General features: G+C 66.8%; 7 protein-coding genes and 1 pseudogene. 1 reads left to right on the top strand and 7 read right to left on the bottom strand.

The features are described 5' to 3' along the window. Positions 1 to 264: 264 nt before the first annotated feature. The gene (locus tag ENN83_RS07855) at positions 265 to 552 is read right to left on the bottom strand and encodes a hypothetical protein (protein ID WP_287185748.1); all 288 of its coding nucleotides are present in this window, start codon (positions 550 to 552) and stop codon (positions 265 to 267) included. A 147-nt stretch (positions 553 to 699) separates the two neighbouring features. On the opposite strand from ENN83_RS07855, the gene ENN83_RS07850 reads away from it, so the two are divergent. Continuing rightward, positions 700 to 888 (top strand): hypothetical protein, encoded by a 189-nt coding sequence (locus ENN83_RS07850; protein WP_287185746.1) that lies wholly within the window; start codon positions 700 to 702, stop codon positions 886 to 888. 207 nt (positions 889 to 1,095) lie between these two features. On the opposite strand, the pseudogene ENN83_RS07840 reads toward ENN83_RS07850, so the two are convergent. From ENN83_RS07840 to ENN83_RS07815, 6 genes and pseudogenes are all read right to left on the bottom strand, one after another. After that, positions 1,096 to 2,208, bottom strand: a pseudogene (locus ENN83_RS07840) (acyltransferase family protein). After that, complete coding sequence (locus tag ENN83_RS07835; RefSeq protein WP_287185742.1) at positions 2,205 to 3,260, bottom strand: glycosyltransferase 61 family protein; 1,056 nt, start codon at positions 3,258 to 3,260, stop codon at positions 2,205 to 2,207. The pseudogene ENN83_RS07840 and the gene ENN83_RS07835 overlap by 4 nt, the downstream one beginning before the upstream one ends. A 64-nt stretch (positions 3,261 to 3,324) precedes the next feature. Then, entirely contained in the window at positions 3,325 to 3,894 is a 570-nt protein-coding gene (locus tag ENN83_RS07830) for a sulfotransferase (protein WP_287185741.1), read from the bottom strand. 316 nt (positions 3,895 to 4,210) lie between these two features. After that, entirely contained in the window at positions 4,211 to 6,175 is a 1,965-nt protein-coding gene (asnB, locus tag ENN83_RS07825) for an asparagine synthase (glutamine-hydrolyzing) (RefSeq protein ID WP_287185739.1), read from the bottom strand. After that, positions 6,175 to 7,425 carry a glycosyltransferase family 4 protein gene (locus ENN83_RS07820; protein WP_287185737.1) on the bottom strand — a complete coding sequence of 417 codons (1,251 nt, stop codon included), beginning with the start codon at positions 7,423 to 7,425 and terminating at the stop codon, positions 6,175 to 6,177. Before ENN83_RS07820 ends, asnB begins: the two co-directional genes overlap by 1 nt. 84 nt (positions 7,426 to 7,509) lie before the next feature. Continuing rightward, positions 7,510 to 7,725 (bottom strand): hypothetical protein (locus ENN83_RS07815; protein WP_287185735.1); only part of this gene is annotated, 216 nt, incomplete at its 5' end.

The raw sequence follows: 7,725 nt of genomic DNA, 5'->3' as shown, positions 1-7,725 counted from the left end.
CGGTACAGGGGTCATAGGTCGTCAGGGCTGTCCCGGTCGCGTCGAAACTGAAGCGGAACGTGGCGGCCTGGCTGTCGTCCATGGCCGAAAGCGTCAGCAGAATGGCCAGAAGGCCGGCAAGAAGTGGTTTCATTTCAAAAGATCCTCGCCACCCGAAATAACAGGACGGCGCCCGGTGAAGCGGGGCCACGACCGGGCGCCGTCAATACTCGTTAACGCAGAAACCCCGAAATATATAGCTGAATTCGAACGAACAAATGCAACTCAAAGGCGAGCTGGACGATCATTTGCCCGTGTCCTGCGCAACCGTGCCCCCAGCGGCAGAAGCGCGGCGGCAAGAAGCAGGTTCAGGGCGCCTGGCGGGGCGGGGGCGGGCACAATGTCGATCCGCGCGACATTGGCGAGCGTGAATTCCGTCGTGGGGCCCCACCAGAAATAATTCTCGCCGCCATGGGTCACGATATCGCTGATCCGCGCATCGTCGAAGGTCGCGAACCGGCCGGTGCCGGTGGCCGGTTCGAACTCCCAGGCTGCGGCATAGCCCCAGGGCATCGCGGTCTCGAAACGCTCGCGCGCGCCGTTTCCGGTCCGCTTCCAGGCGTTATAGGCCGCAGGCAGGGCATTGCCCGCCAGCAGGCCGCCGTCGAGATCGCACAGGAACCCCGAGACGCAGGAGGCTTTCCTGTAGCCCTCTGCCGCGTGATCCGGCCCCGGGTGATCGGAGAATTCGATCTCGACCCGGCCCTTCTGGCCGATGGCGGCGCGCAGGGGTGGATCGCGGCGGTGATGGCGGCATGGTCCGGGGAACCGGTCGGCACGAGATGGCCGGCCGACAGGTTCTCGAGCTGTTCGAAGCTGACCGAGCTGTCGATCACGTCGAAGCTGTAGCGGACGGAGGCAGCCTGGGATGCGGTGGCGATGGAGCCGGCGAGAAGCCCGGAAATGACGAATCGCATGGATACCCTGCTGAAATGAACTGACGTAGGGTCATCCTGTCAGGCAACATGCTGCAATGGCGACATGGTTTGCCCGGGGCCGAACGGCCCGAGCGTAATCTTGCCGCCCGCCCTCCGGTCGATTGGCAACTTGCCGCCGTCACGCGGGTTGCGCCCGTTCCCAGCCCTTGCGGCGGAAGCGCATGAAATAATGCTCCAGCGTGCGGAAGCTGATTTCCGAGATCAGGATGGCCAGCGCGTAATAGAGAATCAGAATCCAGCCCCAGCCGGTCCATCCCAGAAGCTCGAACGCCTTCATGACCACCGCCAGCGCGAACAGGTGGTAGAGATAGATGCCATAGCTGATCTGGCCGATCCGGGCGATGGGCCCAAGGCGCATCAGCCGTGCCATGCCGTTATCCTCGCGCACGACCAGGCTGACCAGCATCATGCACATCAGTCCATGCACCACCATGTTGGGTCAGCCGCGCAGGATCTGCGGCAGGGCGGCATAGGCCAGGCAGAGCAGCCCCAGCCACAGCCAGGGCGCGGGGCGGAATCCGGTCAGCCGGGACAGCAGGGCGAAGCCCGCGGGCGCATGCAGCACGATCGCCACGAGCGAACCCATCAGGATCGGCGCATAGGTGGGCCCGTCCATCCCGAAGGAGAGCGGCCCGACCGCGACCGCGGTGATCCCGACGAGGTCGAACAGATCGAGCTGGATCGCGAAATTCCAGCCGATCAGCCCGATCAGCACCGGCACGATCCAGCGCCTGGACACCAGCAGCAGGAGCGCGGGCCAGATCAGGTAATATTGTTCCTCGACCGCCAGCGACCAGGTCGGATCGAGAAAGCCGATATTCCGCCCGTCGATGAAATTCGCCATGAAGAGAAAGTAATAGGGCAGAATGTCGAGATTCCGGAAATCGCCCTTGATGCCGATCTCGCAGACTGCTGCCACGGTCACCACGAAGAAGTAGATCGGCACGATGCGCAGGATCCGGCGCCAGTAGAACCCGCGCAGGCTGAACCGGCCGTCGCGACCCTCCTCGCGCAGCAGAAGCGTCGTGATCAGGAAGCCCGAGAGCACGAAGAAGAAATCCACCCCGGTATGGCCGCGGGAAAAGAACAGCGGATCGAACCCGTGCCAGATCGGGACGTGATGCCAGATCACCAGGCTGATGCACAGGAAGCGCAGCCCGTCGAGGCTGCCGAAATGCCGGGTAGCGAGATAGGCCGCATGCCGGTCTTGGTCCGGAGAAGAAACGTTCACTCGGCCGCCTCGATCCGGTCCACCATGCGCAGCACCTCGTCCGGATCGACATGGAAGCTGGTCTCGTCCTTGGTGCCGATCACGGTGCCATAGCGCATGCCGAGCAGCCGGAGCCATTCGTGATGCGGATTGTAGAACCGTTCGGGCGGTTGCAGCACCAGCATCGCCCCGCCCTCGGCCAGCATGTAGACCCCATGCGCGGCCTGGCTGCCCTCGATCGTGATGATCATCCGGGCATCGAGCAGATCGTCCAGCAGCCGGGCCGGGTCCGAGCCGGGCGTGACCACGCGGATGCCGGCGGCCTGCATTGCGGCCTCGAAGGCTGCGGCATTCGACATGGTCCGCGGGCTGCCCATCTGGCCACGAGTCAGATAGACGATCTGCCCGCCCGGACGGCCCGGATGGGCGGCGCGCAGCTTTTGGCGCAGCTGCCGGATGCGCTGGTCCTTCTCGTGGTGGAAGCTCAGGTCGCGATAGACGGTCAGATCGCCGATCCGGGCGAAATCCAGCGTCTCCCAGCGCTGGTCGAAGGCCGCCTCGTAGAGATGGCGGTCCGGCCAGTTGGGCCGGGTCAGGGCGAAGGGCTGCACCCGGTTGCGTATCCAGTCATAAAGCGGGCAGTCGTCCCGCAGCCAGTGGCCGAAATACTTCACGCCTTGCTCGCTGCTGACTATCTCGGCCCGGTCCAGTTCGCGCAGCGGACCGCCGAGCGCCTTGAGCGGCGATCGCGCGCCGAAATAGAGCGTGCGCTCGCGGGTCAGGATCCATCCCCCCGCGATGACGGCCGGACCCAGCCGGTAGCGCTCCAGCGGCCCTTCGAGAAAGCGGGTGGCCGTCAGCTTGGCGACCTCGTCATAGATCGAGCGGCGAAAGCCACAGGCGCGCACCCGCTCGAGCTGGTCGGGTTCGAACAGCGCGGGCCGGCATTCGCATATCCCGGGCGTGTTGAGGATTTCGGGCGCGGGCAGGCTGTCGAAGGCTGTGCCGCGGGCCAGCTTTGCGTGCAGCACCCGGGCCAGCAGCCGCGTCCGCATGCCCGGCGCACCGGTCATCAGCGCAGGGGATGGCAGGGGCATCGGGGCCATTCTGTCGGTTTCCGCCATACCAGAGCCTATTTCAGATACCGCACCAGCTTGTCGTCCATGCGCCGTTGCGCCCCCCGCCCGAGGCCCGGAAGACCCAGCCGGTTGGCGATCGACACGGCCAGCGGATCGGCCAGCCCGTAGCGTCCGATCCGGGTGGCCCAGATCGCCCGCCTGTTCTGCACCGCCAGCGCCAGCCTTTCCAGGCGGCCCGGGGTGTTGCCGGATGGCCGCTCGGGGCGTAGCCCGTTTCGGTCAGCAGCGCGCCGATCCTGTATTCCACGAGCCCGATCTCGCGCGGGGTCTGCATGCGCTTCCATTGCTCCACCAAACTTGTATCGGGTTTCGAATAGGTGCTGTTCGCGTCATAGGCCAGAATCCGCGGATCGAAGGACAGCCCGCAAAAGGCGCAGACCTGCCGCAGGACGGTCTCGGTGTCCCGGATGAGACGCTCGTATCTGATCTCGAACACCTGGTCCGGGCGCAGATGGTCGCGAACGGCCTGCCAGCCGCGTTCGGTGTCTCGGGCCGGTCCCAGACCGACCGCGCATAGCGCAGGTAGCGTGGCGCATCGAGATAGGAATAGCGCGCGGGAAAGCCCCATTCCCCGGTCGGGCCGATATCGGCGTGATGCAGCGTGACCTGCGAGCCCGGGCAGGAGGCGGCGATATGGCCGTCGATCCTGCGCGCCCAGCGAGGATCGGATTCCACCGAGAAGACCCGCTTGCCCGGCTGTTCGGCGGCAAACAGGGTCGATCCGCCCGAGCCGTATTCGAGGATCGCCCTGGCCTGCCGGTATTCCCCGCAAACCAGATCGGCCACGGGCCGGGTAAATGTCATCCGCGGACGGTCCGGGCATGTCGGCTGGGCGGCCACTCCCGATCCCCTCATCCGGTGCAAAACATCGGCATGACGACAGTTTAGCCATCTGCGCTCACCTGTCGAGTGTTCTCGAGCCAAGATTGTACCATGAGAACGCACCAGAGCTGCGCGCCCCAGTTGAAATGTTCCGAGAGATGCTGTTGCCACATCCGTCCGATCAGATCGGCGTCGAAATGGCCCTCGCGCCGCAGCCGTGCCGGTTCGAGAAGCGCGGCGGCCCAGTCCTTCAGCCCGCCGCGCAGCCAGATCCCGATCGGCACCTCGAAGCCCATCTTCGGCCGTTCAATCAGCTCTGGCGGCACATGGCGATACAGCACCTGGCGCAGCGCCCATTTCGTGACGCCGTCGCGCAGCTTCTGGTCCTCGGGCAGCGCCCAGGCGAATTCCACCACCCGGGGGTCCAGCAGCGGCGCCCGGCTTTCCAGCGCCACCGCCATGCTCGCGCGGTCGACCTTGACCAGGATGTCGTCCACCATGTAGCCCAGCATGTCGAGCTGCATCATCCGCTCGATATCGCCCAAGCCCCCGCGCGGCGGCAGATGCGCGTCCAGAAGCGAGGTCGGATGGCTTGCCCCCGGCACCGCGGCCTCGGGGAAGCGCCAGACCGAGACCATGGTGCGGTGCAGGCTGTCCAGATCGGGTTGCCGGGCATAATTGGCCAGCCGGTGCAGGCGCTGGCCGATCGGTTCCTTGCCCTGGGGCGTGGGGATCAGCGGCACCAGTGCCCGGGTGATCAGCCCCGCCGGGATCGCCCGGAGCGCGCTGCCGCCGGCCCGGCGCAGTGGCGCGGGCAGGGCGGCAAGCCGGGCCCGCAGCCGAGCGGCGTCCCGGTACCGGCCATAGCCGCAGAACAACTCGTCCCCGCCATCGCCCGACAGCGAGACGGTGACATGGCTTCGGGCCAGTTTCGAGACAAGATAGGTCGGGATCTGCGAACTGTCGGCGAAGGGCTCGTCATACATCCGCGGCAACAGCGGCACGACATCGCGCAGGTCCTGGTCCGAAACATAGAGATCGGTATGCCGGGTGCCCAGATGGGCCGCCACCGCACGGGCGAATTCCGCCTCGTTGTAGCGCGCCTCGTGAAAGCCGATTGAAAAGGTATGCACCGGCCGGTCCGACTGGCGCTGCATCAGCGCCACCACGGTCGAGCTGTCGATCCCCCCCGAAAGGAACGCACCGAGCGGCACGTCCGACATCATCTGCTGGCCCACCGCGTCCATCAGCAGCGCCTCGAGCCGGTCGACCGCGTCCCGGTCGGACATCCGCGGCGGCTTGGGCGCTGCGGCAATGGCGGCGCCGTCCCAATAGGTTTCGCGCGTCATCGCGCCGGTGGACGCCGTGATCGTCACGATCTCGCCGGGCCGGACCTTGGCGATGCCGTCGTGGATCGACCGGTCCTCGCCGACATGGCCGTGGCGCAGCACCTCGACCAGGGCATTGCGCGCGATCCGTCCCTCGAAGGCGGGATGGGCGCGCAGCGCCTTCAGCTCGGATCCGAACATCAGGCTGCGCCCCGGGCCCTGTCCCTGCCAGCCGTAATAGAGCGGCTTTTCCCCCATCCGGTCGCGGACAAGCGTCAGGCTGCGGCTTTCGCGGTCCCACAGGCCAAGGGCGAACATGCCTATGGCGCGTTCGAGCGTGGCGCGCAGCCCCCAGGCGTCAATGCCCGCCAGCAGGGTCTCGGTATCCGAACTGCCGTGCCAGCGCGGCGCCCTGCCAGACTCTTCAAGCGCCCGGCGCAGCGCCTGGTGATTGTAGATCTCGCCGTTGAAGCTCAGCACATACCGCCCCGAGGGCGACAGCATCGGCTGATGGCCTGCGGGGCTTAGATCGACGATCGCAAGCCGCACATGCCCGAGCACCGCGCCCGCCTCGGGATCGGCCCAATGCCCCCGGCTGTCCGGGCCGCGATGGGCGATCGCGGCCATCATGGCCCGGATTGCCGGTTCGGGGGCAGGCCCCTGGCCTGGGGTGCAGAGAAATCCGGCAATGCCGCACATCAGGCAGAATCCGTGTAGGGGGCGGGGCGTATCGCGGTCCCGCCTCTAGCTGCGAAAAGCGTTCCCATTCGGGCAGCTTCCTGACGAATGTCGAACTCGGCGCGCACCTTCTCGCGCCCCCGCGCGCCCATCGCCCGGCGCAGCGCCGGATCGTCGGCAAGCCGTCCGATCCGTTCGGCCAGCGCGACCGCGTCTCCGGGTGGGACCAGAAAGCCCGACACACCCTCCTCGACAAGATCGCCCACCCCGGCCACCTGGGTACAGATTACCGGCCGGGCCGCGGCCAGCGCCTCCATCAGCACCACGGGCAGGCCCTCGGCAAAGCTGGGCAGCACGAAGATATCTGACGCGGCCAGCGCTGCGGCCACCCCGTCCTGACTCTGGAACCCGGCAAAGGTGACAGCCCCTCCCAGAGGCGCGGCCTGGCGTTCCAGATGCGCCCGGTCATCGCCATCGCCGATCAGCGTCAGGTGCAGGCTGGGCCGGGTCCTGCGCGCCTCGGCAAAGGCCTCGATCAGAACGCGCAGCCCCTTGATCGGCGTCAGCCGCCCGACAAAGACCAGATGCGTGCCCGGAGGGCGCGGCGGGTCAGGGCGGTCATAGCGTTCGGGCAGGACACCACAATGGACGATATGGATCTTCGGCCAATGGGCGGGGTCTGAGAAATACATCGCCTGGCTGCGGGCGAAATGGCTGATGCAGACCACAAAGGCCGCCCGCGCGGTCTTTTCCCTGAGTTGCCATTTCTCGGGCTCGTAAAGCTCGGCCGGGCCGTGCAGCGTGTAGCTGAAGGGAATCCCCGACAAGGCCGAGGTCAGCATCGCCACATTGGCGGAGGCATCGGCGAAATGATTGTGCAGATGCCCGATCCCCCGCGCCCTGAGCCGGCGCGCCAGGATCATCGCCTCGGCGAGGTAGAAGACCTGTCTTAGACTGCCCCGCAGCCCGGGCAGCGCGGTGCGCCAGGCCAGCCCCAGCGCCCGGACAAGCCGCCCGGGCGCCGCCAGCGCCGCCACGAGCGCCCTGAAAAGGGTGACCGGGTTCAGGCCCGCCGCGACCACATAGAAGGTCGTGGACAGCGCCTCCTCCTCTTCGGGCCCGATCAGATGGATCGCATCCGGCCGGCGCATCGAGCAGGTCTCGACCTCGAAACCCAGCGCCCTCAGTGCCGTCACCTCGCGCAGGATAAAGGTGTGGGACGCGGCCGGGTAGAGCGATGTCAAATAGGCAAGGCGCGGCAAATCGGGCACGGGAACGGCTCTTTTCAAAGGCACTTGCCTTATGTCGAAACCGTCCCCGTGAGTAAAGCCGCTTGCCCCTGCCCTGCGCCGGGCTCAGGGCGCTTCCCAGGCCCCCCGCGACGGGTAGACCGGCCGCAGCTTGCCGCTGATGTCCTCGATGGCCGTCGGCCCCGTAAGCGCGGCCCCCAGCGCGGCAGAGCCTGCTAGCGGCGCACGCGCGCGGGCGGCCGTGGTCGGGGTTGCGAACTCGGTGCGCAGAAGCCGGGTCACATAGCCTTTCCAGCCGATATTGCGCGGCGTGAAAAGCTG

This window comes from Rhodovulum sp. (genome assembly GCF_011048875.1).
Classification (GTDB): domain Bacteria; phylum Pseudomonadota; class Alphaproteobacteria; order Rhodobacterales; family Rhodobacteraceae; genus Rhodovulum; species Rhodovulum tesquicola.
This window is presented reverse-complemented; position numbering and strand designations above follow the sequence as displayed.

What these genes read in the sequence shown, in the direction of transcription:
- ENN83_RS07830 (WP_287185741.1), bottom strand. Translation starts at nt 3,894, where the DNA reads ATGGGGCTTTCCCGCGCGCTATTCCTATCTCGATGCGCCACGCTACCT.
- ENN83_RS07835 (WP_287185742.1), bottom strand. Translation starts at nt 3,260, where the DNA reads ATGACCGGTGCGCCGGGCATGCGGACGCGGCTGCTGGCCCGGGTGCTG.
- ENN83_RS07855 (WP_287185748.1), bottom strand. Translation starts at nt 552, where the DNA reads ATGCCCTGGGGCTATGCCGCAGCCTGGGAGTTCGAACCGGCCACCGGC.
- asnB (WP_287185739.1), bottom strand. Translation starts at nt 6,175, where the DNA reads ATGTGCGGCATTGCCGGATTTCTCTGCACCCCAGGCCAGGGGCCTGCC.